Source organism: bacterium, assembly GCA_016786595.1.
Classification (GTDB): domain Bacteria; phylum Bdellovibrionota_C; class UBA2361; order SZUA-149; family JAEUWB01; genus JAEUWB01.
Window position 1 is genome coordinate 1 of sequence record JAEUWB010000003.1, and the last position, 26,389, is coordinate 26,389.

Annotated in this window: 22 protein-coding genes; 16 read left to right on the plus strand and 6 right to left on the minus strand. The window is 44.1% G+C overall.

Features of this window, described 5'->3' with window-relative positions; translation table 11 throughout:
- Positions 1-127: 127 nt before the first annotated feature.
- A complete protein-coding gene (locus JNK13_00535; protein MBL7661214.1) occupies positions 128-2,563 on the plus strand; it encodes a sodium-translocating pyrophosphatase in 2,436 nt (811 codons plus the stop codon).
- Between the two features lie 217 nt (positions 2,564-2,780).
- Positions 2,781-3,113, plus strand: coding sequence for an ankyrin repeat domain-containing protein (locus JNK13_00540; GenBank protein MBL7661215.1), 333 nt, complete (start codon positions 2,781-2,783; stop codon positions 3,111-3,113).
- Between the two features lie 455 nt (positions 3,114-3,568).
- On the opposite strand, the gene JNK13_00545 is transcribed toward JNK13_00540, so the two are convergent.
- Complete coding sequence (locus JNK13_00545; protein ID MBL7661216.1) at positions 3,569-4,837, minus strand: hypothetical protein; 1,269 nt, start codon at positions 4,835-4,837, stop codon at positions 3,569-3,571.
- Between the two features lie 389 nt (positions 4,838-5,226).
- Here JNK13_00545 and JNK13_00550 point away from each other — a divergent pair, with 389 nt between their 5' ends.
- The 8 genes from JNK13_00550 (at position 5,227) to ppk1 (ending at position 13,729) form a co-directional block, all read left to right on the plus strand.
- Positions 5,227-5,934: a hypothetical protein gene (locus JNK13_00550; protein MBL7661217.1), complete on the plus strand. Its 708-nt coding sequence runs from the start codon at positions 5,227-5,229 to the stop codon at positions 5,932-5,934.
- A gap of 246 nt (positions 5,935-6,180) precedes the next feature.
- Entirely contained in the window at positions 6,181-6,666 is a 486-nt protein-coding gene (locus JNK13_00555) for a YbaK/EbsC family protein (protein ID MBL7661218.1), read from the plus strand.
- Positions 6,663-7,160 (plus strand): DinB family protein, encoded by a 498-nt coding sequence (locus tag JNK13_00560; GenBank protein ID MBL7661219.1) that lies wholly within the window; start codon positions 6,663-6,665, stop codon positions 7,158-7,160. The genes JNK13_00555 and JNK13_00560 overlap by 4 nt, the downstream gene beginning before the upstream one ends.
- Positions 7,161-7,348: 188 nt before the next feature.
- The gene (locus JNK13_00565; GenBank protein MBL7661220.1) at positions 7,349-8,683 is read left to right on the plus strand and encodes a hypothetical protein; all 1,335 of its coding nucleotides are present in this window, start codon (positions 7,349-7,351) and stop codon (positions 8,681-8,683) included.
- A gap of 462 nt (positions 8,684-9,145) precedes the next feature.
- Positions 9,146-9,829 carry a hypothetical protein gene (locus JNK13_00570; GenBank protein ID MBL7661221.1) on the plus strand — a complete coding sequence of 228 codons (684 nt, stop codon included), beginning with the start codon at positions 9,146-9,148 and terminating at the stop codon, positions 9,827-9,829.
- Between the two features lie 145 nt (positions 9,830-9,974).
- A complete protein-coding gene (locus tag JNK13_00575; protein MBL7661222.1) occupies positions 9,975-10,802 on the plus strand; it encodes a hypothetical protein in 828 nt (275 codons plus the stop codon).
- Positions 10,789-11,577: a carboxypeptidase regulatory-like domain-containing protein gene (locus JNK13_00580; protein ID MBL7661223.1), complete on the plus strand. Its 789-nt coding sequence runs from the start codon at positions 10,789-10,791 to the stop codon at positions 11,575-11,577. Before JNK13_00575 ends, JNK13_00580 begins: the two co-directional genes overlap by 14 nt.
- Positions 11,578-11,644: 67 nt before the next feature.
- Entirely contained in the window at positions 11,645-13,729 is a 2,085-nt protein-coding gene (ppk1, locus tag JNK13_00585; protein MBL7661224.1) for a polyphosphate kinase 1, read from the plus strand.
- Between the two features lie 48 nt (positions 13,730-13,777).
- Here the strand turns inward: ppk1 and JNK13_00590 are convergent, their stop codons facing one another.
- Together JNK13_00590 and JNK13_00595 are read right to left on the minus strand one after the other, a co-directional pair.
- Entirely contained in the window at positions 13,778-14,983 is a 1,206-nt protein-coding gene (locus JNK13_00590; protein MBL7661225.1) for an MFS transporter, read from the minus strand.
- Positions 14,984-15,289: 306 nt separating this feature from the next.
- The gene (locus tag JNK13_00595; GenBank protein MBL7661226.1) at positions 15,290-16,807 is read right to left on the minus strand and encodes a Ppx/GppA family phosphatase; all 1,518 of its coding nucleotides are present in this window, start codon (positions 16,805-16,807) and stop codon (positions 15,290-15,292) included.
- A gap of 66 nt (positions 16,808-16,873) precedes the next feature.
- Here JNK13_00595 and JNK13_00600 point away from each other — a divergent pair, with 66 nt between their 5' ends.
- Together JNK13_00600 and JNK13_00605 are read left to right on the plus strand one after the other, a co-directional pair.
- Entirely contained in the window at positions 16,874-18,064 is a 1,191-nt protein-coding gene (locus JNK13_00600; GenBank protein ID MBL7661227.1) for a class I SAM-dependent rRNA methyltransferase, read from the plus strand.
- A 5-nt stretch (positions 18,065-18,069) separates the two neighbouring features.
- The gene (locus tag JNK13_00605) at positions 18,070-19,266 is read left to right on the plus strand and encodes a DUF2029 domain-containing protein (GenBank protein ID MBL7661228.1); all 1,197 of its coding nucleotides are present in this window, start codon (positions 18,070-18,072) and stop codon (positions 19,264-19,266) included.
- 66 nt (positions 19,267-19,332) lie between these two features.
- On the opposite strand, the gene JNK13_00610 is transcribed toward JNK13_00605, so the two are convergent.
- The gene (locus tag JNK13_00610; protein MBL7661229.1) at positions 19,333-19,662 is read right to left on the minus strand and encodes a peptidoglycan-binding protein; all 330 of its coding nucleotides are present in this window, start codon (positions 19,660-19,662) and stop codon (positions 19,333-19,335) included.
- 47 nt (positions 19,663-19,709) lie between these two features.
- On the minus strand, positions 19,710-19,862 hold the full coding sequence (gene rpmG / locus JNK13_00615; protein ID MBL7661230.1) for a 50S ribosomal protein L33: 153 nt from the start codon (positions 19,860-19,862) through the stop codon (positions 19,710-19,712).
- Between the two features lie 155 nt (positions 19,863-20,017).
- On the opposite strand from rpmG, the gene JNK13_00620 reads away from it, so the two are divergent.
- The 4 genes from JNK13_00620 (at position 20,018) to JNK13_00635 (ending at position 25,474) form a co-directional block, all read left to right on the plus strand.
- Positions 20,018-20,737, plus strand: a complete 720-nt coding sequence (locus tag JNK13_00620) for a 6-carboxytetrahydropterin synthase (GenBank protein ID MBL7661231.1) — start codon at positions 20,018-20,020, stop codon at positions 20,735-20,737.
- Entirely contained in the window at positions 20,737-22,674 is a 1,938-nt protein-coding gene (nadE, locus tag JNK13_00625; protein MBL7661232.1) for an NAD(+) synthase, read from the plus strand. The genes JNK13_00620 and nadE overlap by 1 nt, the downstream gene beginning before the upstream one ends.
- A gap of 122 nt (positions 22,675-22,796) precedes the next feature.
- Positions 22,797-24,128: a hypothetical protein gene (locus JNK13_00630; GenBank protein MBL7661233.1), complete on the plus strand. Its 1,332-nt coding sequence runs from the start codon at positions 22,797-22,799 to the stop codon at positions 24,126-24,128.
- Between the two features lie 23 nt (positions 24,129-24,151).
- Positions 24,152-25,474, plus strand: a complete 1,323-nt coding sequence (locus JNK13_00635; protein ID MBL7661234.1) for a hypothetical protein — start codon at positions 24,152-24,154, stop codon at positions 25,472-25,474.
- Here JNK13_00635 and JNK13_00640 read toward each other — a convergent pair.
- Entirely contained in the window at positions 25,429-26,382 is a 954-nt protein-coding gene (locus JNK13_00640; GenBank protein ID MBL7661235.1) for an ABC transporter substrate-binding protein, read from the minus strand. The two genes, JNK13_00635 and JNK13_00640, sit on opposite strands and share 46 nt — an antisense overlap.
- Positions 26,383-26,389: the final 7 nt, after the last annotated feature.

Consider the following 26,389-nt stretch of genomic DNA (forward strand, 5'->3'; position numbering starts at 1 on the left):
AAATGAATTGATTTTATAATAATACCTATCAACTAGGAAAAGCTCTTTACTCTCTTTTAGCGATTCGCTAAAGATGCCCCCTTTAAAATAAACTTTAAAATCTTTTCTGGAAAGGTGTTGAATTAATATGAAATCACTAAGGTTTCCTTCGGGCTCGATCAGCAAACTGATCTCAATCGTTTCCTTATTCATGTTTACTGCAAGTCAAGCATTCGCAGCAGGCGAAGCAGATTTAAAACTGCCTCCACTTGATGTGCCGTTTATCGTCGGTGGCATGGAAATCAGTGGAACTGCGATTCTCTATTTTGGAATTCTGGTTTCACTACTTGGAATGCTTTTTGGTTTTATCGAGTTTGGCCGCGTGCGTGCACTTCCCGCTCACAAGTCAATGCTTGAAGTATCAGCACTGATTTACGAAACATGTAAAACCTACTTGTTGCAACAAATTAAGTTCCTTGTCGTACTCGAAATCTTAATCGGCGCCTGTATCGTTTATTACTTCTCGGCGTTGATGCACTTTGAAACTAGTAAAGTAATGTTAATTTTACTTTGGTCAATTCTGGGGATTGCCGGATCAGTTGCTGTCGCCTGGTTTGGTATTCGCATGAATACTTACGCAAATAGCCGCACCGCGTTTGCCGCTCTTGAAGGTAAACCATATCCGGTAATGGACATCCCACTTCGTGCCGGAATGTCAATCGGAGTGCTCTTAATCTGCGTTGAACTCTTGATGATGACAATCATTTTATTATTTGTTCCGGCAGCAAGCGCTGGCGCGTGTTTCATTGGTTTTGCAATTGGCGAATCTCTTGGCGCATCAGCACTACGTATCTGCGGCGGTATTTTTACTAAAATTGCTGATATTGGTTCGGATTTAATGAAAATCGAATTCAATATTAAGGAGGACGACGCACGTAATCCTGGCGTAATTGCAGATTGCACTGGCGATAACGCTGGCGACTCAATTGGACCTACAGCTGACGGCTTTGAAACTTACGGTGTAACAGGAGTGGCCTTAATTACCTTCATTACACTTGCCGTAGGTGTGACTATGGATACCTCAGGTAATCTAATCCGCGGTGTGAACGCTGACCACTACCAGTCAAAACTAATCATCTGGATTTTTGCAATGCGCTTCCTGATGATTATTACTTCACTTGCTTCGTACTGGATCAACGGTGCCGTATGTAAAGCCAAATATGGTAACGCTCCAAAGTTTGATTTTGAAATTCCTTTAACTTCACTTGTCTGGGTTACCTCAATTGTTTCAATTTTAGTGACTTATTCAATCAGTAGCTTGTTGCTAGGAGATATGTCTCACGGCTTATGGTGGAAACTTTCTACAATTATTAGCTGCGGAACAGTTGCCGCCGCGGTAATTCCAGAATTTACTAAAGTTTTTACTTCAGCCAAATCTAAACACGTTGCTGAAATTGTCAGTGCTTCACGTCAAGGTGGCGCATCGTTAACGATTCTTTCCGGACTTGTAGCTGGTAACTTCTCAGCATTCTGGAAGGGCATGACCATGGTAGCGTTGATGCTCGTTGCCTTCTTAGCCTCTTCAGCCCAAGCTGGCGGACTCGGCGAATACATGATCTATCCTACTGTATTTGCGTTTGGTCTTGTGGCCTTTGGCTTCTTAGGCATGGGCCCAGTGACAATTGCTGTTGATAGCTATGGTCCAGTCACCGATAACGCGCAGTCTGTCTTTGAACTTTCGCAGATTGAATCACTGCCCAATATCTCTAAAGAAATTCAGGCAGAGTATGGATTCACTCCTAACTTTGAAAAAGGCAAACACTTATTAGAAGAAAACGACTCAGCCGGAAATACCTTTAAGGCAACTGCAAAGCCAGTCTTAATTGGAACTGCTGTGATTGGGGCAACTACAATGATTTTCTCAATCATTCTACTCTTACATCTTAAACTCGATTTGCTTGATCCACGAGTACTACTCGGCATGGTCACTGGTGGAGCAGTAATCTTCTGGTTTACAGGCGCTTCAATGCAAGCTGTTACAACCGGTGCTCACCGCGCAGTTGAATACATTAAGAAAAACATTAAGCTCGATGGCTCAACCAAAGCATCAGTTAGCGACTCCAAAGAAGTTGTGCGAATTTGCACACAATACGCTCAGGCCGGAATGCTCAACATTTTCGGTGTAGTATTTTGCTTTACTCTGGCTTTTGCCTGCTTTGATGCAACTTTCTTTGCAAGCTATCTGATCTCAATTGCTATTTTTGGCCTATTCCAAGCGATGTTTATGGCTAACGCCGGCGGTGCATGGGATAACGCTAAGAAAGTCGTTGAAGTTGACTTGAAAGAAAAAGGCACACCACTACACGCCGCAACTGTCGTTGGCGATACAGTCGGTGACCCTTATAAAGACACTTCCTCAGTTGCTCTTAATCCAATCATCAAGTTTACAACTTTGTTCGGATTGCTTGCTGTGGAGATTGCCGTGTCATCTCAAGATGTTGCAATTTGGATCGGCTCTGTTCTTTTTGCGATTGGGCTTTTCTTCGTCTATCGTAGCTTCTACGGTATGCGCATTAAAGCTTGAAAAATTAAATAGTTATTCACATCTTTAAAAGCGGCAGTAGAATGAATATTCTACTGCCGCTTTTATTTTTCTGATTTTTTTCGCCCACCCTACTTTCATAAAGATGAAGAAACAGGTACAATCCTTGCTTATACCTGAGTAGGTGCACAATTTGGAATCCACCAATTCAAACACAAAGCATCTAACAGCAACTGTTAATCACAGTGGAGACGCACTTATGATTACTAATAGCAGAGAAAGACTCACTTCAGTCTCTTTAAGCCCACTCATGCGCGCCTGCGCTATCGGCCATGTCTCAGCAGTAAAACACCTGATCGATGAAGGCGCTGACGTTAACGAACGCGGCCCACGCGGCTCAACACCACTCATGTTTGCCGTCTCCGGCGGACATCGCGATATCGTCGAAATGCTTCTCGCTCAAAATGAACTCGACCTCTCAGCCCGCGAACAAGGCGGCTGGACAGCAATCGACCATGCCGAAGCTGATCGCGACTTTCGCCTGGCAAGGATTCTGCGCGAAAACGTCGAACGCCGTCGCCGCGCCCATTAATCGGGCCGATCTTGGCCAAGTTCTTCAGAACGGGATATTGCTGCGGTCCGCACATATTTCAATATGCTTACGGTCCTCGCAATTCCCGTTCTTCGAACTTGCCTCAACCTCGGCCCGATTAATGGGCGCGGGCCCACTAACTTTTTACGTCGCGCCTTAGGCGCGCCAATAATGCTGCGCGAAAAAGAAAAAGTTAGCAAAAAGAAAACGGTTAAATTTTCTTCGAAAATTTTAAGAATCAATAATACGCAACCGTTCTTCGAACTTGCCTCAACCTCGGCCCGATTAATGGGCGTGGACGCCTAAGTCCTGTCAGTTGTGACTGCGTAAGCTGGAGAGCTTTCGATTCGTTGCGAATTCATTTCATTCATTCGCAACTCACTCCTCTCGGCCTGAGCCCTCGGGTCGAAGGCAAGATCGCAAGCATGCATAACATTACTTTGGCGCGGCGTAACTCACCCAACCTTACGGTCGTGCGGCTGACCAAAAGAAATACGATACGGAGATTCTTGCTGCAGATTATAAACACAGGCTAGACCAACACGATGCCCATTCTTAGCATTAATCGCATCAATCGCTTGAAATAGATTTTCATCATTACGCAAAGGTGCACTAAAAAGCGTAATCTGCTGATAACCGTGAGGAGCTAAATCATAAAAACTTAAGATCACTTGGGTAGGATTATAATCCGCTAAGCTTGGCATTTGCTTAAGTTCTTGATCGACTCGCGGAATCCACGTCAGATCGCTATTACTATAACAATCAAGCCGAATCTCTACGTGCCAAACTTGCTTGTCTCGATACGCTCCAGCTTTGCGATACTTAATTGCTAAAGACATTTTCTTAGCTGCTTGAGCATAACTCCGTAGCCGCCTCAGGGCTTTAGAAGTTAGGCGAAAAGCAATGTCACGCGAACCCTGAACAGTGCGAAATTTCGGCGGAAGCACATGCGACTGACTGACAGATTTCTTCGGAGCGTCATCCTGCATGCCATAATCAGTGGCTAAATTCCCACGCAACATGTAATACCAACGATCGCCAACTACTCCACCCCAAATTTGGTGAAGCTTGCGAGGGGAGGCATTCCACAATTCCTCAACAGTTAAAATGCCGTGCTGCCTTAAACGTATTTCCATGCGCGGGCCAATCCCCGGAAGGTCGCGCAAGCTGCATTTAAAAAGTAAGGAAGTATAGTCGCCTTGAAAGACCGTGAACCCATCAGGCTTTTTAACTTCGGCAGCAACCTTGGCCAAAAATACATTTGGTCCAATGCCAATTGAAGCCAACATAGATTGCCCAAGATCCTTTTTGATTTGCGCTTTGATTTTGCAAACTAAACTGGCAAAAGTTTTTTCCTGCTTTTGCTTAGGACTTAAAACGCAAGCCATTTCATCAATCGAGAGGACGTTAATGGTTGCAAAGTAGTGATTCAGCACTTCAACGAGCTTTTCATGATAAACAACGTAACGCTTGGGACGTGCTACAACAATTTGAATCCCCGGACAGCGAGTCTTTGCCTCAGCAACCGAAGTCCCAGTTTTAATACCAAAACGCCGCGCTTCATAAGAAGCACTCAGAATGCAGGTCGTGTCAGTTAACATGGGCACAACCCCAATTGGAGAATTTCTGTAGGCTGGAACTTCCTGCTGCTCAACACTGGCAAAGAATGCATTCATGTCGATAAAAAGAATTTCGGGAGTAGTCGAGCAAAGAATAGCAGCCATAGAATCACAATATATAAGCTATATTCTATTATAATTCTATATGAAATATAAATCAAATAATATCAAAAATCCTCATACTGCTAGGGCGACACCTTGGGTTTTTGATTTAACTAGTATTAAATGTTAGTAGTCCATATTTAGCATTTGCTGATTCTAAATTTTAAATATGAGTAGAAGCTTAATTTTTAATTTAAGCTCTCTTTAAAATTTTCGTTGAAACTACGTGTTTTTCTTTCATATGCAGTTTGCACGCGGAATTTTTACGGAGAGCTAGATACTTTTTAGCAAGGTTTTCTACAAGAAATTTCGATCAGAGTGGAGACGAAAGTCGTTTACGACAATTTTCTCCTCCATTCTGGGGGAAATCCATAGCCGAACGGGCTTAAAGCGTGATCAACAACATCATGGTCAATCAACAACAACCTTCTGCGCTCGTGCTTAGCGCTGCGCAGCCGTTTCGTCATCTGCCAGGGGTTAGAGTGTCTTACCTTTTGCCTCACCGGAATCCTTCTGGAAATGAATGTGCTCCGGCCTTCAATAACGAAGGTGCAAACTGGGAACTGCGTCAAGGCCCCAAGCGAAGGACATGGAATGTCTGGGTAGAAGGCAAACTCAGATTTTTTGCACTTAGCAAGCAAGACGTGCTTCTTCTCGATCCGACTACAGGAACGCCTGTTTCTCTATGGAAGTTTCCACACACACCATACGAGAAGCTCGTTCATAGCTGTGGAAGTGGCATGGACCCACGACGCCTTTCGGTAACTGACAAACCAGTTGGATTACCCTATAGGCTTTGTAAGGAAGGACAAGAAATCCTAGGGGAAAGTAACCTTCCAGGGCATCGGCAGTTTTTCCTTCCAGGTGTTAGATTCGCAGGAGTCCGATTGCACATTGTCGGCAGGAACTGTCAGATCTCGCCGGTAGTTAAGGGTTGGAGTGTGCTGGGCTTTCAGGTTGAAGGCGCTGACATCATCTGCCTAACCGGAGATCCGATCCTGGAGACGATTGTGCTCAACCCTCGAGTCAGCGAAGAAACGTTTAAGGACTTCTGGCTAGCTTTACGCATGAAGCTACAGATTGGTGGATGGCACCTCTAAATTGCGTCACTAAGGCTTGTGCCTCATGACATCACGTTTCACAAATCAAGTTCACACATCAAGATCACCATCGCAGAACGAAGTAGTTCTGTAAAAATTTAGAGTTAATCTTCAATTAGAGTGGATTAATTCATTAAGGAATCGATGGGAGAGAAGTGTAAACGAAACTTTTTTATAAAAAGTATCTAAAATCTCCCGATCTTCAATTGTATGAACACTTATTCTTGGTTATAAAACTGCTTGTCTATGCAAAAACACTTAAGCTCAAGCGCTGAAAAAGTACAACAAGCTCTAACAGAACTTGGAGTTGATTGTCAGGTCGTGGAAATGCCCGACTCGACGCGCACTGCCGAGGATGCCGCCAAAGCAATCGGCTGCAGCGTGGCTCAAATTGCCAAATCTCTTGTCTTTCAAGGTGAAGAATCAAAGACTGCAATTTTAGTAATCGCTAGCGGAACAAATCGAGTCGATGAGAAAAAAGTTTCAGCCTTAGTCGGTGAAAAAATCAAACGCGCCAACCCTGATTTCGTGCGCGAGCAAACTGGTTTTGCAATTGGCGGGATTCCACCAGTTGGACATGCGCATAAACTTAAAACATTAATTGATCAAGATTTAGGACAGTATCTAGAACTCTGGGCCGCGGCTGGCACGCCCCATGGAGTTTTCCGCTTGACGATGACTGAGCTTGAGAAAATTACTACTGGGACAGTTTGCGACCTGAAACTTTCATGAATGCAACAGTTAAAATTCTAGCTACCATAAGCGAGCTAAGACAATTCGCCGCAGCAACAGATCTGCTCAACCCAGATATTTCTAAGTGGTCAGTGGGAATGCAGATTGAACACCTATGCTTAGCAATGAAACGTATTTGCACTGGATTAGTCGAATCTACTCCACCTGCACCTGCAAATAAATCTTCTTCTTTCAAGGGATTTCTTCGCAAAAAAGTTATCTTTTTTGCTGGGAGATTGCCACGCGGAGTTGGTCGCGCCCCAGAGCAGACAATTCCTGCTAAACAGCCCACCAGCACCGAGCTGGAAAAGCTTCTCAATGAATGCACTGAAATCGTGGAATCAGCTAGTAAATTAAGCCCTGAGCATTGGTTCAAGCATCATGTGTTTGGTGTTTTGAAACGAGATGCTGCACTTAGATTTATACAAATCCATAACCGCCATCATTTGCTGATTATCCGCGAGATTAGACTAAGTGGCAGAAAATTGACCTGAGCGCTTAGGCGCGCTAAAATAGTAGACTTCTCATAGATTGCTTCTTGAAAGAAAGCGCTGCAAAAATGTAGCGCGAAATTTCTTTACCTCATGAACTGCATTTTTTCATGTAGCTAGTAAGCAACGCATCTTATGTCCGGGTAGAGGGGGAACTTAGGTTTTTTCAACACGGATGTTTCAAGGTGAAGATGCAAGAAATCAAGAATATTTTACATTGGCGTCATCTGATTGACGCCCTCAACAGTATCCCGAGGATTTGGCTACAAGTCCTCACGATCTTTGCCGCTACGGTCTACGTGCCTGCGGCCAACGCTGCCATCCTTAAAAACGATGGAGCAAACCAGACAACTGTCTTTGTCGGAACATGTCTCTGCCTCTGCATTATGAGTCTTAGTGCAGGGCTAGTGTTACGCAGGCCACTTGTGATTGGACCAGCGATGGGGATCAACACCTTCATTTCTGTCACTGTCGTCAATCGCGCCGGAGCATCCTTCGAGCAAGCATTGGCGGTTAGCACACTCGCTGGAGGGCTTTTGCTGCTGGCTGCGTATAGCGGTTTTGCCAAACGCGTTCTAGCTGCAATCCCAGACTCAATACAAATCTCAGTGGTTGTCTCACTAGGCGCGCTATTGGTTGTCCATGCCTTAGGTGCCGCAGGCATCACGAGTCGAGGCGTAAGTGGAAATACTACAGTAGTAACGCTACTGTGCTTTGCCACGATGATGCTTGGGTATGCATTCAAAAAACATGCCTACGTGCTTTTTGGCATACTTACAGGAGTCGTCATGCAAGCCATTACTGGTGGGTGGAAGCAGCCAGATGCGTGGGTGCAACTTCCGAAGGTTGCAGAAATTCCTCATCCGAGTATTTGGGGAGTGTTAACTCGGTTAGATCTCGTTCCGTATATCCTGGTTGTGGCGCTAATCGTCCTCATCGACCTAAGTGGCACGATGCGGTTTTTGAACTTCGCGGGCTATCTTTACGAGACGGAGGAAGAATTGCAGCAGCGAAGTAATCAGGCACTTGTCTTAAGTGGCTGGGGGGCGATTTGCGCGGGACTACTTTGTTCGTGCTACGCTTCTCTGGTTTATCTAGAGAGCATCACGGGTCTAAAAGTCGGAAAATGCGAGAATCGCTATGCAAACGCCGGGCGTGTGGCAATGCTGGTTGGAGTGCTCTTTCTAGTATTGTCATGCTTTCGTTGGATCCCTCAAATGGTTCCTAAGGAAGTCGGCTACGCGATTTTAATCATGATTGGGTTTCTCATGACCCGTACGGCCTTCAAACTCAAGCCCGAAACAAAGGCTGAATTAGTCGGATCGTTTTTCATGATTTTTCTCACGGCTGGAACGCAGTCACTTGCACTCGGGATATTGCTGGGACTCCTGAGCTACATCGCAGTTGAGCACATGGAAAGACGACACGCTGCAATCGAGGGCCAGCCCTGTGCTTATCCGATCAAGGCTGAAGTCTATTGGCTCGGGGCATTATGTCTAGTGATGCTTCCTTTTGTGCGGGTCTAAAGTCAGCCAACGAGAACTTGTTATCTTGACTCAATCTGCACTCGTTCGGATTTAGGTTATGCGTAAGCCCCCTAAATCCGGACACTTTTTATTGTTAAAGCGTTTCCCATAACTATCTTAGATATGTAGGCAAACACAGCTGAGATATAAAAAACATTCTCTCTGCACGCGCAAGCTTTGTAGGGGCTTATTTTTAAAGGGGAAACGCTATTTATTGGCTGGTTGTGTTTGCGACACAACTTATATACCAGTTTGCAAAAATCATCAGTTTTATCCAAAATCTTTTTGCAAACTGGTATAAATTCTGAATGAACCAAATTTAAATTTCTAGATAAATTGAAAATCATAATGATTTGTTATAAACTCTCTGGCTCGGGTAGAGGGGCTTATTTTAGGTTATATTAATTACCTCTAGGTTTAGAAAGTTTATGACTTTTTAGGCCTGGAGGATAATAAAAAAAGATGCCTTACACTCAAGAGCCGTCGGTTTGGTTTGGCCGACTAGTTCAAGATTTGCAGAACCTAAACATCGCGATCACGTTGATTCTCGTGATTGGAGCGGTGACTATCGTCATCGCCGCCGGCAAACCTGGCGGCAGCAAAGAACAAAAAATTTGGAGCCTCATCGGTGCGCCGCTCCTTCTCGTTGGCGTTACTTGGGGCGCTCATGCTGGGCTTCAAGCCAAAGGAGTCGAAACGTTTAGCTGGAGTGCAATCACGGCAGATGACCGGATTCGCATCGCACTGCAGAGCCTGGTGCTATTCAACGTCGTTATTGCTTTTGCGAGATCGGAGAGATTCAGAGCGATAACGCCGTGGCTTGTGCTGCTTGGAACTGTTGTGTTGCTATTCTCAGGTGGCGACTTAAGGCCAGCCTGGGAGTATTTCAACATTTCGAACATCATCGGCGCAGTTTCAGTCGGAATGGTCGGCATCGGCTTTGGTTACTCAAATGAGAAGACTCCATACTGGTTAAGAGTAGCTTCAGTTGGCTTGATCATTTGGAGCCTGATGGGCGGACTGCCGTATGCTTCGTCGATTGCCATGATCTATGTGTTCCTGAACATCGGATTCTTTTGGCAGGCGCATAAGGCGATACCGAAGTCAGATTGGACAAAACACTATCAAATGGGTTTTTACGATTAACGTGGCTCCTCGGGGCTTGGTTTTAATTCAGGTTAAATCCAAGCCCCAACACTTCTCTCGCTAAAATACGGACTTTCCAGCATAAATTGACGGCACCGCGCCCTGATGTGTAATATGCACAAGCGAAAGAACGGTTAAAGCCTTAATGCAAAAAAATATCCACGAAATTCTCTATCTCTCATTGCGCAATATTATTAAGCCCGTGGTGCGCTTTGCCTTAAATCGTTCGATTAAAATCCAAGAATTTATTGAACTGACTAAGGAAGCTTTTATTGAAGTTGCCGAAGAAGAACTTCAGAAAAAAGAAGCTACAGTAAGCAATAGCCGCCTTGCAGTAATTACCGGGATGCATCGCCGCGACGTAACACGACTTACTAGCAATCAAAAAGGAGCAGACGAAGAGGAAAACTTACTGAGGCGCGTAATTGGTCAGTGGCAGAACGATAAACGTTTTTCTGCCAATGCTAAGGCCAAAACACTTGATATCGAGGGCGAGGAGAGTGATTTTAAAACTTTAGTACGATCCGTTAGTAAAGATCTTAATCCCTACACAATTTTGTTTGAGTTAGAGCGGCTTGGAGCCGTTGAAAGGGTTAAAGACGGAGTTAAATTACTGACTAAAGTCTATGCTCCTGTCGGTGACATTCGGCGCAGTATGGGACTTTTAGCCAACGATGTGAGTGATTTAGTTACTGCCGTAGACGAAAATATTTTCAGCAAACAAGAATTTCCCAATCTCCATATCACTACAGCGTACGACAATATTGCTGAAAAAGATCTCGCTGAAATTCGGCGCTGGATGTTGGCTAAGGGGGATGCACTGCATGCGGAATTGCGTGAATATCTCTCGAAATTTGATTTGGATGTAAATCCAAAAATGCAGAATAAGAATTTGGGCGGCTGCCGAGTTTCATTCAGCACTTTTAGTACGGCTCAATCGAAAGCAAATTTAAATGACAATGAGGATGATTAAACAGATGCGCGCAGTGTTATCTAAATTTTTTACACTTTATTGTCTAACGGTAACCTTGAGTTCTTGTGGAGGTGGTTCTGCCGGCACGGGCACAGGCGGACGAGAGGCCTCTTCAATTGCACTACGCTCGATTGAAGGCGTTGTGACTAATCAAGCAAGTGATGGACTCCCTGGAGTGACAATTCGCTTGCCGCAGGCAAACTTGGAAACGATTACAGATCGGGCAGGCTACTTTGCGATTCAAGCACCAGTTCAGCAGGAGCAAGTTATTTTAGAAGTTGAAGCGGCTCAAGCTACCGAGAATGTAATCTTGAATGATTTGCCTGACGATCAATCCACTGTGAATCTCCAAATCCAACTTGACCAGCAGGCCCATATTTCTTCAGTGTCTAAACTGAAAGTTAATGTTGAAATTATTGATGACTGCTTGAGATATTTTGAGAACGGTAGAACTATTCTGCAGGTTGCAGAAATTGCAAACAAAACACATTGCCGTCTGCAAGCTTCGGTTGTGGCAGACAGTCAACCGTACTCTGGAGCGACATTCTTATTGCAGCACAGAGACTGTGCCGGAAAGAAGCGTTGGCGTGATGTGGCCGTCGGCGAGACAGGAACAAATGGCATTGGGGAGATTAGTTTCAGATTTAGAACCGATGAGGCGCATTGCGTATATCGGGTGATTGTCCCGCACAATATCGACAAAAAGCAGCGTGTTTTTTATCAAATACACTCATTAATGAAGCAGGCATTTGATGCTAAAACTGAGCTTCCCTAGTAAATTAAGGAGATTCGCTTCTATTGCTTGCGGCATCTAAAGACGTAGAGAAGTATTACTAACATCTATGTCCAAGACTGATCAACATCCACAGTATATAAATCGAGAACTTAGCTGGCTTGAATTTAATTCGCGTGTGTTACGCGAAGCGCAAGATTGTAAAACTCCACTTCTTGAGCGTTTTAAATTTTTATCAATTTTTTCTAACAACCTCGATGAATTCTACATGAAGCGTGTTGGAAAAGTGCGACGCGATGCGCAGAAGCAATCAATTCAGCAAACTCCTGATGGCCGCACTGCTGAGGAAATATTAGGTTTAATTCATGCGAAAGTAACAGATCTAAATCAGTCTGCAGAGGCTGTTTATCGTAAACTTGTAGCAGACCTTGCAGATCAAAGAATTATGATCGTTCGTCCTCAAGATTTAAGTCTTGAAGACAAGCAATGGCTTGCAGATTATTTTGATCGCCAAATTTTTCCAGTGCTAACACCACTTGCCGTTGACTCGGCACATCCCTTCCCATTTATTTCGAATCTCTCAACTTCCTTAGGCGTATGCTTGCGTGCAAAATCCTCACGGCGCAAGCACTTTGCACGCGTGAAAACATCAGCTCTTGATGAGCAATTAATTTTACTACCGAGTAAGCCTGAAGCGCAGCAACGCTTTATTAGTGTGCTTGATGTTGTTCAGGAATTTGTCGGTAGGCTTTTCCCGGGAATGCAAATTATTAGCTCCATGCCCTTTCGCGTCACACGCTATGTCGATGTTCCGGTAGTTGATGAAGACGCTGAGGATGAAGATTTGCTAGAGTTTATGGAAGGCGAGTTACAGCGTCGACGTTTTGCGCAAGTCGTGCGGCTTGAATATGCAGGAATTTGTGACAAATGGATGCTTAGTTTGCTGAAGAGTGAACTGAGCTTGGGTGACAGCGATATCTATCAACGTGAGCACTTACTTGAATATCATAACCTTAAAACTTTATATGACCGTGGACCATTGAGTTTAAAATATAAACCATGGAAATCAGTTATTCCGCTGCGCTGTCTACAGGAAGATCAAGCCTTGTTTGAGACAATTCGATCGCAGGATCTCTTAGTGCATCATCCTTATGAAAGTTTTTCCGGCAGTGTTGAGCGATTTTTGAAAGAAGCAATTAACGATCCAGCAGTATTAGCGATTAAAATGACGGTTTACCGGGCTGGCGATAAAAGTAGATTAATGCCACTTTTAATTGAAGCAGCTGAGCGTGGTAAGCAAGTTGTGGTGCTGCTTGAACTACGCGCAAGTTTTGAAGAAGCGCAAAATATTAATTGGGCAGTGCGTCTTGAAAAAGCTGGGGCGCACGTACTCTATGGCACTGTTGGGCTTAAAACCCACGCTAAATTATTGCTTGTCGTGCGGCGCGAAAATGAAGGTATTAGATCTTACGTGCATATCGGCACTGGAAACTATCGCGATACTACCGCACATTATTATACCGATCTAAGTTTTTTTACGGCACGATACGAAATTACCAATGATGTCGTAAAAGTTTTTCATTATTTAACCGGGAAGTCTGACCAACAGAATTTCTCGGCACTTTTAGTGGCGCCTTTAGAGTTACGAAAAAAGCTGGAAAGCTTAGTCGAAAGAGAAATTCAAAATGCAGCACAAGGTCTACCTGCACGAGTGATTATCAAATGCAACAATCTTGAAGATCCAGACTTTATAGCCTTACTTTATCGAGCTTCACAGGCAAACGTTAAAATTGATTTAATCATTCGTGGAGTGTGTTGTTTAGTTCCAGGATTGCCAGGAATCAGTGACAATATTCAAGTTCTATCTGTGCTTGGGCGATTTCTTGAGCATTCACGAATTTTTTACTTTGCAAATGGTGCTTCTGACCCACTGCAAGGGGACTTTTTCATTGGATCCTCGGATTTAATGCACAGAAATTTTAATACACGCGTTGAAGTTCTTACTCCAATTATCGGAGGAGAACAAAGACAGAAATGTTTTGAAATTCTTTATGTGATGCTTAACGATCAACGTGATGCCTGGGAAATGCAAAGTGATGGCAGCTATCGATTACGGTCGCAAAGCGCGAATCTAGATCAGGTAGGAAGCCAAGATGAATTAATGGAGCGAGCAGAAGAAAAATCTGCCGCGTAAGTTTCAGAGAAGACCAACTCAACGAGGTATCAGAACCTATAATTTGACTTAGTCTTCTTTTCTGCCGTTACTGGTGACAAGCTTAGTAACTTCTTGACCGAGCGCGCGGTAACGCCACAAGGTCCAGAAGATTACAGCCATTCCGAGTAGAGCCATCGCACGGATGATGACTTCCGGCTGGAAGGCATGCATCGCTGAAGTGATCAAACCCCAGAGCACTGGAATGATTCCACCGTAAAGCGCTACTTGGGCAGAGCGCACGCGACCTTGAAATGCTGGGTCAACGATTCTCCAGATAGCATCTCCTGAAACGACCCAGTAGGGGCTGAGCACGAGATAGAAAATGCCGTAGAAAATCGGAGCAAGCGGGGTTAGTGCGAAGAAAGAGAAACAAAAGACTGCAACTGGGGCAATCGCCACACAGTAGCGCCAAATACCTTCCTCCCAACGCTTAAAATGCTTATTCCCGAGGGAACCAATGACTCCACCAATGCCACCGGCGCCTAAAATCCAACCCGCATGCATCGGATCGTTTCTAGCGAAGGGGACAATTAGGACTAGCGAGATGAAACATGTCACTGTGATCACAGCACCGATCCAAGTTGTTAGTGCAATTTGCGGATTTGATTGAAGGATCGTGATCCCTTCGATCATTTGCCGCCAACCATGTTTTTCTTTGCTATTTGCTGATAAACTCGTCTTGAGAAATATCAGGCAAATACCGCCACCCGCAAAAAGTGCTCCAGTAACAGCAAATGTTGGATAAACCCCAAGTGTCCCAATTAATCCACCTGCCGGAATTGCGATGATACGTGAGACATTGAAAAGAAACACGCGCCACTCAATTACTGCAGTGCCACGGTTGATTGGAATAATTTCACGTAAGAGCGAATCCATGCCGACGAAAAATGTATTGCGCATGATACCGTAAGTACAAGCAATTGCTGCAAACCAAAAGATTTGGGACATGCTCATGGAAAGAATCATCAAGAGCCCCGCGATAGCTGCTAAGCAACAAATGCAGATGATGCTGATACTTTTGCGCGACAGGCGATCGACTATGCTGCCAAGTGGAATCCCCAAAACAATTGTGAGGATGGCTTGGATTGCATAGATTTGGCTGTATAAAGCTTTATTGTGCTCTCCTGCATGTTGCTGGAGTGCAGATAAAAAAGCCCCGTCAGCCAGAACGACGATAAAAAATGGGTACCAGTACAGCTGTAGTCTGGCCCCACGGATTTCTGAAAAGCTCATTTCTTTTTTCCTTGGAGACCAGACTTCAGGGAGCGGTTAAAACCTATTACCTCCTGAGTTGGTTCTCAATTGAGAAGCAATTGCTTCTGATTAAAGAACCAATCAGTAATTTATGCCCATATTCAGTTGAGAAATGATCGGAAAATTAGAATATAATCGATGCCCGACGAATAATCAAATCGTTAATTAGTGACAATCAGCTTTTCTGCTAATTCAGGGGTCTGTCGCGAAACTTAGTTTCGCGACAGACCCTTAGGTGAGACGCTAGTGCCGCATAGCAGAGTGTGCAGTGATCTAACGATATTCTCAAGTAAATTCCGCGATCTGCAGTCGACGCTTAAAAGTCTCATAAAAAAAACGTGACTGATCCTCAAGTTTAAGTCGTTCAAACTCGAGATCGCTTTTCCCCTTGAGATGCAAGGTGACCGCGGAACTTGTTTGCTTAATCTTGTTGAGGGTAATCTTTGATCCATGACCTTGGTGCAGAGCATGTGCAACGCGTAAGATGATTAATGCACGCTTGAAAGCTTCAGCCTCGTGTTCGTTCTGACAACACGAAAAAGGCCCTAGGCTCTTTTTCAAGCCTGCATGATGTAGGCAGAGCTCTGCAATTACCTCGCGTTCCCGGGCGCTGATGTAGGGAAAATCAAAATTAAGCGCGATGTAGGCTGCGTGAGTTTCGTAGCCTGCAATATGAATCGCCTTGCCGCTTTCATGTAAGATTGCAGCTGCAGCAATTTGTAATTTCCAGCCTGGTGAAAGCCGGTGAATCGGCTTAAGGCTTTCAAAAAGTAGTTCGGCACTTTTACGAACTTGCTGAACATACTTGCGGTCGACACCAAGTTTGCTCACGAAAATTTCAAGCTCAGCCAAGTGTGAATGTAGCAGAGAGCTCGTTTTAGCTTTGAGCGCTTTAATTTCTTCACTTAAAACCCCATCGCGTAGTGCAAAATCTGTAACCTGACATTTTGATGCATGAAAATAATTTAGGACTTCTTCCAAGATAATCGCGCCTGATAAAACAATGTCGGCGCGTTCTGGCTCAATTCCAGGGATTAAGCTGAGTTTTGCTTTTGTTAGATTTTGCGCAACTTTAATAAAGTTACGTAATTCTTTAAGCTTCACCGTGTCACTAGTCTGGCTAGTAATGCGTGTGAGCGATTTAATCGTACCGCTTGAGCCAATAATCTTTTTAATTGCTGTGCCACGCTGTTTGTTCAAGACAGAAAGCTCCTCGCGCACATGGTGGCGCAGTGCCAGAATCGGGTCTTTGCCATTAACATTCTTAGGCGGCACTGCTTTTAGAAAAACCTGCTGTAAGCGGGCGGCGCCGAGATCAAAACTTTTTTGTGCGATAATTTTACGGTCACGGCAGATACTAATTTCGGTACTGCCGCCGCCAATGTCAACTAAAGCGTAGCGCCCCTTACAGCGTGAATCATTCTGCACAATGCCCTGAGCGATTAAAATTGCTTCATCTTCACCAGAGAGAATTCTAAATTCAATTCCAGTCTGCTCGCGCACGAGTCTGAGGAACGTGTTACGATTCTTAGCTTCACGTACGGCACTCGTGGCAAATGCGTGTAGGACATCCACCCGAAAAGCTTGAAGGCGACTACGAAAGCTTTTCAGTGCAAGGATTGTGCGCTTGATAGCTTGTGGCTGTAAGTTGCCACCTTCAAAGAGGCCTTGCCCGAGACGCACCATTAGACGGTCACGATGTAAGCGGATACAGTGCGGTTTTGCACGTGGATTTTTTTCACGAATTTCGTGAATATCAAGCCTAACGCTATTTGTGCCTAAATCAATAATCCCGATACGCATAACGTGTCTACGAGAAATCTTTTTCCGCTTATCGTCAAGGGAAAAGATTTGCAGTATGTTGAAATTATGACTATTCCACAAATTAAAATTAAAGCTGGCCGTGAGCAGTCAATCCGCCGCTTCCATCTCTGGGTCTTTTCTGGAGCTTTAGTCGAGTCTAAGCCTGACATAGAACCAGGATCGGTTGTGCAGGTTGTTACCCATCATGGCGAGCACCTGGCTACTGCCCATTATGAGGCAGGCTCGATTGCATTAAAAATTTTAAGCTTTGACAAGGAAGTAATTGACCAAGCTTTTTTTGAGAAACGACTCGAACAGGCAATCTACTTACGGGCAAACCTCGGATTGGGTAGAGACTTTGATACAACTGCTTTTCGTTTGGTGCATGCCGAAGGTGACTTATTACCAGGATTAATTATCGATTTGTATGACAATACTGCGGTGATGCAATGCCATTCGCAGGGGATGTACTTACAACGCAAGATCATCGCGCAAGCCTTACGCAATACACTTGGCCCAGGTTTGAAAGCAATATTTTTAAAGCATGTTAATCAGTCTGATTCCGCAGAAGCATCCGCATCAGCAGCAGCTGGCGAATATTTATATGGACAAAAAGTTACTGCCTATGTTTTTGAGAACCGCCTGCAATTTACTGTGGACTGGGAGCAGGGACAAAAAACCGGGTTTTTTCTGGATCAAAGAGAAAATCGCTTAATCATTCGTAAGCTTGCAAATGAGAAAGTCGTACTAAATGCATTTGCTTATACAGGCGGGTTTTCAGTGGCCGCTGGGGTGGGTGGGGCCAATGCCGTGACTTCCGTTGATGCGTCGCAGACTGCGCTTACGCAATGTGAACAGCATATGCGGACTAATTGTAGTGGTGTGCCGCATCAAGCACTGCGTGAAGACTGCTTTAAATATTTTGCTAACCTCAGAGAAAAGTTTGATTTAATTATTCTCGACCCTCCGGCATTTGTAAAACACCGTGCCGCGTTAAAACGTGGTATTAATGGATACGAGGAGCTTAATGCCCAAGCCCTTAAGGTATTACCGCGCGGGGGATTACTGGCAACATTCTCCTGTTCGCAGTTAGTGACAAATCTGGATTTTTTTCAACTGATTCAACGTGCAGCCTTGCGCGTCAAGGCGAAGGTGCGGATTGTGCACGAGCTCTCTCAAGCTCCATGTCACCCTAAACTTCTAAGTCATCCAGAGGGGAATTATTTAAAAGGCTTTTTACTTGAAGTCATAGAGTAAGCTTGATGTTTTGGACTAATCGGCGCATCCGCAACGTTGTTTTGATTTTAGCGACTTTGCTTTATTTTCGCCTCGGCGTTGAAATCTTTGCAGATAGTTCTAAGCACAAAACTTTTTTTCTAGGCGATTTTCCCGCCTTCTACATCAGTGGTCAATTACTAGATTATCCTGTCGCAGAGCGCTATCAACTGAAGTTGCAACGTATTTTGGAAAACAACAGATTTCCCAGTCTTAAAGGGAACTACTTCTATGTAGCCTATCCACCATATGCACTTTTACTTTATTCCCCACTTGCCTGGGCTAGCCCCCAAATATCAAGAATAATTTATGCCCTACTGGTTCTCGTTGCAGGACTGGTTGCAGCATATTTGCTCTCAACACTTGCTAGCGACAAGCTGGAGAAGCAAATTATTTTTTTAGCAACAATTACTTTTCCTTCTTTCCTTTTTTCGCTGCATACTGGGCAAAATTCAATAATGCTACTACTGGCAGCATTAATGACCTGGCGTTTACTTACCGGTCAGCGCGAAGCGCTCGCAGGCGTTACTTTAGCCGTGTTTTGGATCAAGCCACACTATGCCTTAATGCTTTTAGTGGTTATGGGGTTATTGCGATTCTGGAAAACCCTAGTAATTTTTTTAACGGCGGGAGTTTTTTGTTACGCTATCGGTTATTTTCTCAGTGATGGCGAATGGCTGATTGATTGGCTGAAGATGACTCAGTGGTTTTATTTAGATAACCTCATGCGGAGCTCGCATGTGATCATTTCACTTCCAATGGCACTAGACTACTTTTCGACACTAGGCTTCCCAGCTCAAAAACCATTGAACCTAGTCTTATGGTTGTTTTATCTCTACTGCCTAGGGTTGATTAGCTACAATTTATATCAATCTAGTAGTGCTGAGCTTGAGGTGCGCGCCGAACAATTTCTACTAGTAGTAGCTTTACTCAGTTTTTTTGCGCCGTATGCAATGTATTATGATTTTGTCTTGATCTTACCGGCCTTAGTGATTTTAGGCCGAGAGGAGCGGGGTAATAAGTTTTTAATTTACTGTTATGCCTTGGCCTACTTGGCGCTTTTAGAAATACATTTTATTTTTTCTGCAAGTCCAGCGGTGCCGCTTCTAGCCGGAGTAAATTTTGCTGCTGCGGTTTGGATTATTCAAAAGCGTTTCACTATAAATAGTCGCGAATTAGCTTGAACTATAAACAAAAACGCCGCAGGCTTTTTACGACCTACGGCGTTTTGGAATTGCTTAGAAGGAAACTTAGCCGTTTAGACCAAGCTTTTCGATTGTGGCAACGTCAGCTTTACCGGTTGTCTTTAAGCCAGTTTTCTTTTGAAAAGCCTTAAGCGCTTCGACTGTTTTTTTGCCCATGATGCCATCAACTACAAGGTTTGTGCCAGTTGTAGTGTTGAGTGCTTCTTGAATTGCTGCAACATCTGCAGGTCCACCAAACTTTGTGACTTTTGTTGTTGTCGGAGTATCAAGCGAAGTCATTTCTGCTGTGTCGGTTGTGGTAGTTTTTGATGTTTTAGCGCAAGCAGCTAGACCAAAAACTAATCCGATTATTGTAAGGGTTTTGATTGCTTTCATAGTGTTCTCCTCGTTGATGTCTAAAATTTTACCGTGGCAGCTAAGGCTTAAGCTTTACCTTCTTTGTAAGTTACATGCTTTCTAGCAACCGGATCATATTTCTTGACTTCAACCTTACCGGTCTTGTTTTTTTTATTTTTCGTGGTCGTATAGAAGTGACCTGTGCCCGCTGTTGACTGTAATTTAATGACTTCTCTCATATAAATGTCCTAACCTTGTTTACTGTCCAATCTTGAGTGTGTCTTTATTGGGAAGGGTGAGTTTTTACAGGAATTTGCAGAAATTTCAAAGCCCAACCGTGAGATTGCCTAAAACTATGAATTTTAAGGGTTTTTAGCTATATAGTTCAAGATAGATGCTTACTATTTCGCGTAAAATTCGGTTACCCTATCTGGCCTCAGGTCAGAGCAGTAAGTTTGATCCTGAAACTGAAATTGTTGCCACTTTATCAGGCAACCAAATGCAAGATGGGATGATTATCAATCTCAGGAATGTAAAAAAAGAATTAACTGCAATTGGCTTAAGCTTGCAGTGCAATGACTTGCTAGATTTTACTGTTGAATTTTATCGACAAGCGCGTCAGCAATTACTTAGTTCAAATATTAAGCTAGAGTCGTTAGCAGCGACACTTTCTAGTAATACAATCAGGTTAACCAAAGATATGCTAACATTAAGTCGCAGTTATGAATTTGCAGCAAGTCACCGACTTGAGCGGAATGATTGGGACAGGGAAAAAAATTGTCAAGAATTTGGCAATTGCAGCGATACTCATGGCCATAATTTCGTCCTCACCGTAAGTGTGGGCACTGCTACCGAAGCAGCCACTCCAGTTTTAATTAGCCCATCTGAATTGGATGTAATTGTCGATCAAGTCTTACTGCGGGAAATGGATCACAAGGATTTTAACTCGACTGTGAGTTTTATGCAGGGCAAATTGCCGACGATAGAAAATATTGTCCAAACTTGCTTTGAAAGACTTGCGCCACATTTTCAGGCCCCACTAAAGCTGACTAAGCTTAAACTAGCTGAAACATCCAACCACTGGGCTGAGTTTTCCGTAGCCGAGGTATGCTGATGCAGGCAAAGTCTGGTTTAACAATTTCAGGTGTTGCAATTAATCAAACCCCGCTTGATTGGCGAGGGAATTTAGCGCGTATTATTTCTGGAATCGAGCAAGCTAAAGCACAACACTCAAAACTGATTGTTTTCCCAGAGCTCGCAATTTCTGGCTACGGTTGTGAAGATATGTTTCTTTCGAATCTGTGCCTTGAAGAGTCGCTGCAGTCTTTGCTGGAAATTCTTCCCAAGACTAAAGATTGCACCGTAGTGGTGGGCTTACCACTGCGAGTTTTAGAGACTACAAGTGTGCCTACTAAAAAGCTAACACTGCAAAAGAAAATCTACACAGATCAGGTTTATAACGCTTGTTGTGTGATTAGCGATCAAAAAATCCAGGGCTTTGCCGCCAAGCGCTTTCTTGCGCGAGATGAAGTTTATTATGAGCCGCGCTGGTTTAATGCCTGGCCACTAGGAAAGGTTGGAACTGTGGAGATTGCCGGGAAAAGCTATCCTGTTGGCGATATTATTTTCGATGCGGCCGGAACAAAGTTTGGCATTGAAATTTGTGAAGATGCCTGGGTTTATGATCGTCCAGCAAATGCCTTGGTTCAAGACGGCGCTAAATTGATTATCAATATTAGTGCTAGCCATTTTGCTTTTGGGAAAATGGCTTTTCGCCAGAAACTTTGCAGCGAAACTTCTCGGGATTTAGCTGTGCCTTACGTTTACGTAAACTTATTGGGAAACGATTCTGGAAGAATTATATATGATGGTGGGACGATTTTTGCTGAGCATGGCGAAATTGTAAAAATCGGACCACGGCTGGGATTTGAAGAAGTTGTGGTGACTACCCATACAGTTAATGCCCAGCAAAAAGTCAGTACGGATTCTGACGCTCACTGGGAAAGCTCTCCCAGCCATAAAGAGGAAGAATTCTTCCGCGCCGAGGCACTCGGGCTTTTTGATTATTTAAGAAAAAGTAAAGCTCATGGCTTTGTGGTTTCGATTAGCGGTGGGGCTGATTCTGCTGCAGTGAGTGCTTTAGTAACCTTGATGATTAGGGCAGGGATTAGTGCCTTGGGGATCGCGGATTTTAAAAAGCGCTTAGACTATATTCCCGCCATCCAAGGTTTAAAATCAGAACAAGAAATAATTCGGGCGCTATTAACTTGCGTCTTCCAAGCGACAGAGCATAATTCTCAAGCCACAACAACTGCAGCACGTGAAGTTGCCCAAGGCCTAGGTGCGACTTTTCTAAGCTGGGAGATTGGCAAGCTTGTTGCTGAATATCAGCGCATTGTTGCTACTGCTTTAGCCACAAACTTAACTTGGGAAACGGATGGCTTGGCGCTACAAAATATTCAAGCGCGAGTCCGCAGTCCCGGAGTGTGGCTTGTTGCCAACAAGAAAAATGCGCTGCTATTATCAACTAGTAACCGTTCTGAGGCTGCCGTAGGTTATGCAACCATGGACGGAGACACTTCAGGTGGGCTTTGTCCAATCGGTGGTGTTGATAAAAGTTTTATCCGCCGCTGGTTGCGCTGGCTTGAGAAGGAAGGGCCGGCCGACCTCGGATCTTACCCTTGCATGAGTTTCGTGAATGCGCTTGAACCCAGCGCAGAGTTGAAGCCACAGAGTGAGAAGCAAACCGATGAAGCAGATCTGATGCCTTATGAGGTTTTAGACAGAATTGAAGAGCTTGCAATTCGTGATAAGCAAAGTCCAGCCGAAGTTTTAGCTTTAATTGAAAAGGAATATTCTTCGCGATTTTCTCAGCGAAGTCTAAGCGCCTGGGTTAAGCGCTTTTATACTCTTTTTGCCCAAAATCAGTGGAAGCGAGAGCGCTACGCTCCGAGTTTCATGCTTGATGATGAAAATCTCGACCCTAAGACGTGGCTTAGATTTCCAATCCTATCTGGGGGATTTGTTAAGCAAATTAAGGAACTTAAGTAGGTTTTATCTGGCGTTAGAAGTGCTCGCAAACAAGGAAAATTAAAAGGATAACGTTTTTACTGATTCTCTGCATAACAGAATTAACGATAAGTTCTAGTAACGGTTAAATGTTTTCCTGTTTTATGTCGATAAGAACCCAGCTCTATTTACTGACAGCACTCGCGCTCATGCCCGGCATGTTATGTGCGCAGTCTAGTCCTGACCCAGGCACAACTGCTAACGCGCAAGATTCTGTTTCTCGCGCACAAGGAGGTTCGATTGGTGGAGCTATCGCCGGAGCACAGGTTGGAGCGGCACGTGATGGTAAAAAGCATCCTTGGTATGATGGAAATCCAAATGCAGCGGAAGAATTCACAGCTTATGATACAGCGCAAATTGCCAATCATTTTTTGGGCTGCTTTGATATTAAAATTTTAGATATCTGTGGTTTTTCAGGTGATGGGGTGCCTTGTCTCAATGTCGAATACTATTGGCCAGAAACTGTAATTGAAACCAATAATTTCATGATTGGTTCGACAATCTATCCAGGGGAAGCAACTGCACTACGTGAATCCTTTATTGCGAATAAAGAAGCAGTGCTCAGTTCTTATCGTCAGTTCATGTCTCAAGCTGAGATACCGGGCGAGCTTAAACGCACTCCGCATGCAGGCAATACGACAACAGAAAACTTAGAAGGCGAAACTGAGAATACCTATGAGGCTCACATTTATCGCACTTTTTTTGATTATCAAGTGACAAGTTCTCTAGCTGGAACTGGTTTCTTTCTAGGCGCGCCAGCCTGTAGTTTGCCGCCACCGGAGAGGTTAATTCGCGATTTCACGGAAGCGCATCCGGATTATTGGCGGATTCCTGAAATGTGGCCGAATCGAGTTCATGGAGGCGATGGAGCCTATTCGGGATATTACGGGCCAATTGTTTCCCTCGCCTATAAGAACTCGATTTGTGCAAAATATCGTGCCGGGCTAGGCAGCCAAATTTCAAGCATGATCAAGATTGATCCAGATTATAATCCCGAACTGGCTAAGCTTTGTATGGTGCAGTCAGAAAATCTTGCTGATTTGGGACAACTTTTCCCGACAGTTTGGACCACTGAGCTGCAAGAACCGATCGCGCAAATCGTGATGTCGGTCAGAGCCAATTCCATTTTTGACTGGGAAGGGTTAGAGGGGCCAAACCGATCGAACTACTTTAATCCGGTTGGAGGTTCGAATTTATATCGCGACCAAAATAATGTCACGCACGTTGGGGATCGCCCTGCCGATAAAATACAACGGATCTATCCTGAACCAAGTGGTTGTTTTAGAATGAGTGACATTAGTGAACGCGACCAGGGGCTTTTTCCTAAGGGAATGTTGATGGAACCGTATGGTAATCATAAAATTGTGCACTGGAATCGTCGACGTACTTGTTTATGCGTTTCACCTTCGATTCATTGTCGCTCGGTTGAGGAATAATGACAGGTAAATAGCGGGATTTTATGCGGCAAAAGTTATATTTCACTTTACTTATGCTGGTTGCAACAAATGCAACTGCCCAAGGTCGCGCACCTGACCCCGGGTTTTTTGATAAGGATTTTGTTAAAGAAGGGTTTCATGGTGTCGATCAAGAAAGTAATGGGGAACCGCAAGCTGTCAACGACCAAGATCTGTTAAAAACTGAGGAGCAAGATACAAAGTCAAAAGTTACTAATCCAGGAAATTCCGTGCGCTCAGATACAGCGCCCTCAGCGGGTTATTATCGTGACTTAATGAAGCAGGTCGAGCAAGAGCGTGGCGTAGCAATCCGCGGGAAATTGCAAAAGCCTCCAGTTACTGCGCCTGCAGTCGAAGAACAGTCTGAGACAGCGACTGATAATTCACTCTTTGGCGATGATTCGGCTAAAAAAAAAGTCGATTCGACGGATGGGATTAAACAGCAAGGGCGGCCCAATTTAATCGATACATTAAATTTGATTGTTTCTGCTACCGAGATCAATCATGCCCGTAGTCACATTGAGTCTGTAATTAAATTACATCAATCACAGTCGGTAAAAATCGGCGAGATTTCGCTGATTGGCGTTAATTCGAATGAGATTTTTTCTAAACCAGAATTAATTAGCTTGGCAGCTCAAGTGTCTCAAGTCGGAGCAACGCTTAAACCGCTTCCAGGTTTACTTAAAGATTATGCTGTAACTGATTCTCCGGTTTGGGTGGTTGAGCATGCTGGTAAGCGGCACATTTTTGAAGGTGGTTATGAGCCGCATCGTTTATTTGCCCGTGACGGCAGTTTTGACCCAAGTTATGGAGGCATTGGAACTTCTGATTCTAATGTTGTGCGCTATGAGAGAATTCCCAGTCGTATTAAATTCTCTACCAAGCAAGATGAGTTTGCTTTAAATAAAGTGCTGGGAATTACTGCAGCACAAAGTCAAAAATTTGCCGAAAAATACCAAGAAAAAATCCTACCCAAGCAAACTGCGACAAAACTTGTTTTACCTAAGCTTCCGATTTGTGCCAGTGACGATCGGCGTGAGCTTGTGGGCACCGAGACTGGCGGCCCCGATGTAAGTTCGGAAATTACCTATTATGCGGCGGATGATTTTGAGCAACGTGAAAATGCTAAGGCTTTAGGTTTTTCTGCAGTTGCTTTTCCTGGAGGTAAAGCTGTGGGGATTGGTTCTGAATATTATGATTCGCGCCTGACTCAAGCACTGCACGTAGGCCTTAAATGTCTGCCGACAAGATTAAAAATGGCCAAGAAAGACGGCACGCTGCATTATGAGTTCTTGGAAGGTCGTTTTGCTTTTGAAGGCAGCAAGTAAGTTTTCTTATAATTTGCTGTAAAATCATTCACTACGGCTTGTTGAGGATTTCGCAAGAAGCGGCCACCTAGCAATTTTCTAATTCGTAGAGCTTCAGACCAATTTTCTTCACTCGTAAAAGCATCTCGACCCCAGATTTTTGCTGCTCTAAGTCGCTGCAGAGCGTTACTTAGTATACGCTCTCCAACGTCTGGATAGAGTTTTTTTGCCACATGCAAAGCCAATTTTTTGTCTTTTCTAACTGCGCTGAGTCCTTTTTCAATCCCGGTAACGAAGTTTGCTACAGTCTCAGGGTCCTCGGTAATCGTGCTCAGTCGCATGTATGCCCCTGTAAAAGTAAGTGGAGCATGAAACTCTGGTGAAGAATAAACAATACGTAGGCCTTGATCTTCTGCAATTGAGATAAAGGGCTCATTGTCTGTGACAATATCGCATTTGTCCTTTTTGAATAGCTGTATTTGCTGTTCAATCGGACCTTCAATGATTTTAAATGATTTTAAAAGTCTTGAGTGTTTAGCCTTTAGGCTAGCAAGTAAGGCATAAGAAGTAGATGGTTGAGGATAAGTTCCAACTCTTAAATGTACTAAATCTTCAACGCGCTCAATTGGTCTAACAATTGGATTTTCTGTAAGTCCCCACATTGCAGCTCGCTCAACTAAAGTTGCAATTACTTTTACAGGCTGCGACTGATTTTCGATTCTGGCACAAAATGTCGGGTCGCCTATGCCGATCATAGCTTTGCCCTTGAGAACTTCACGAAAGACTTGGTCGTCATTACCAACTGGATCAATTCGAACTTTTATCCCTAGCTCAGTAAAGTATCCTGCCACGTCCGCGATATATAAAGGCAGGTAGGGTAAGATCACCCGCTGCCATTGTGCGATTCGAACAACTTTCTTTGAACTCATGCTTGAC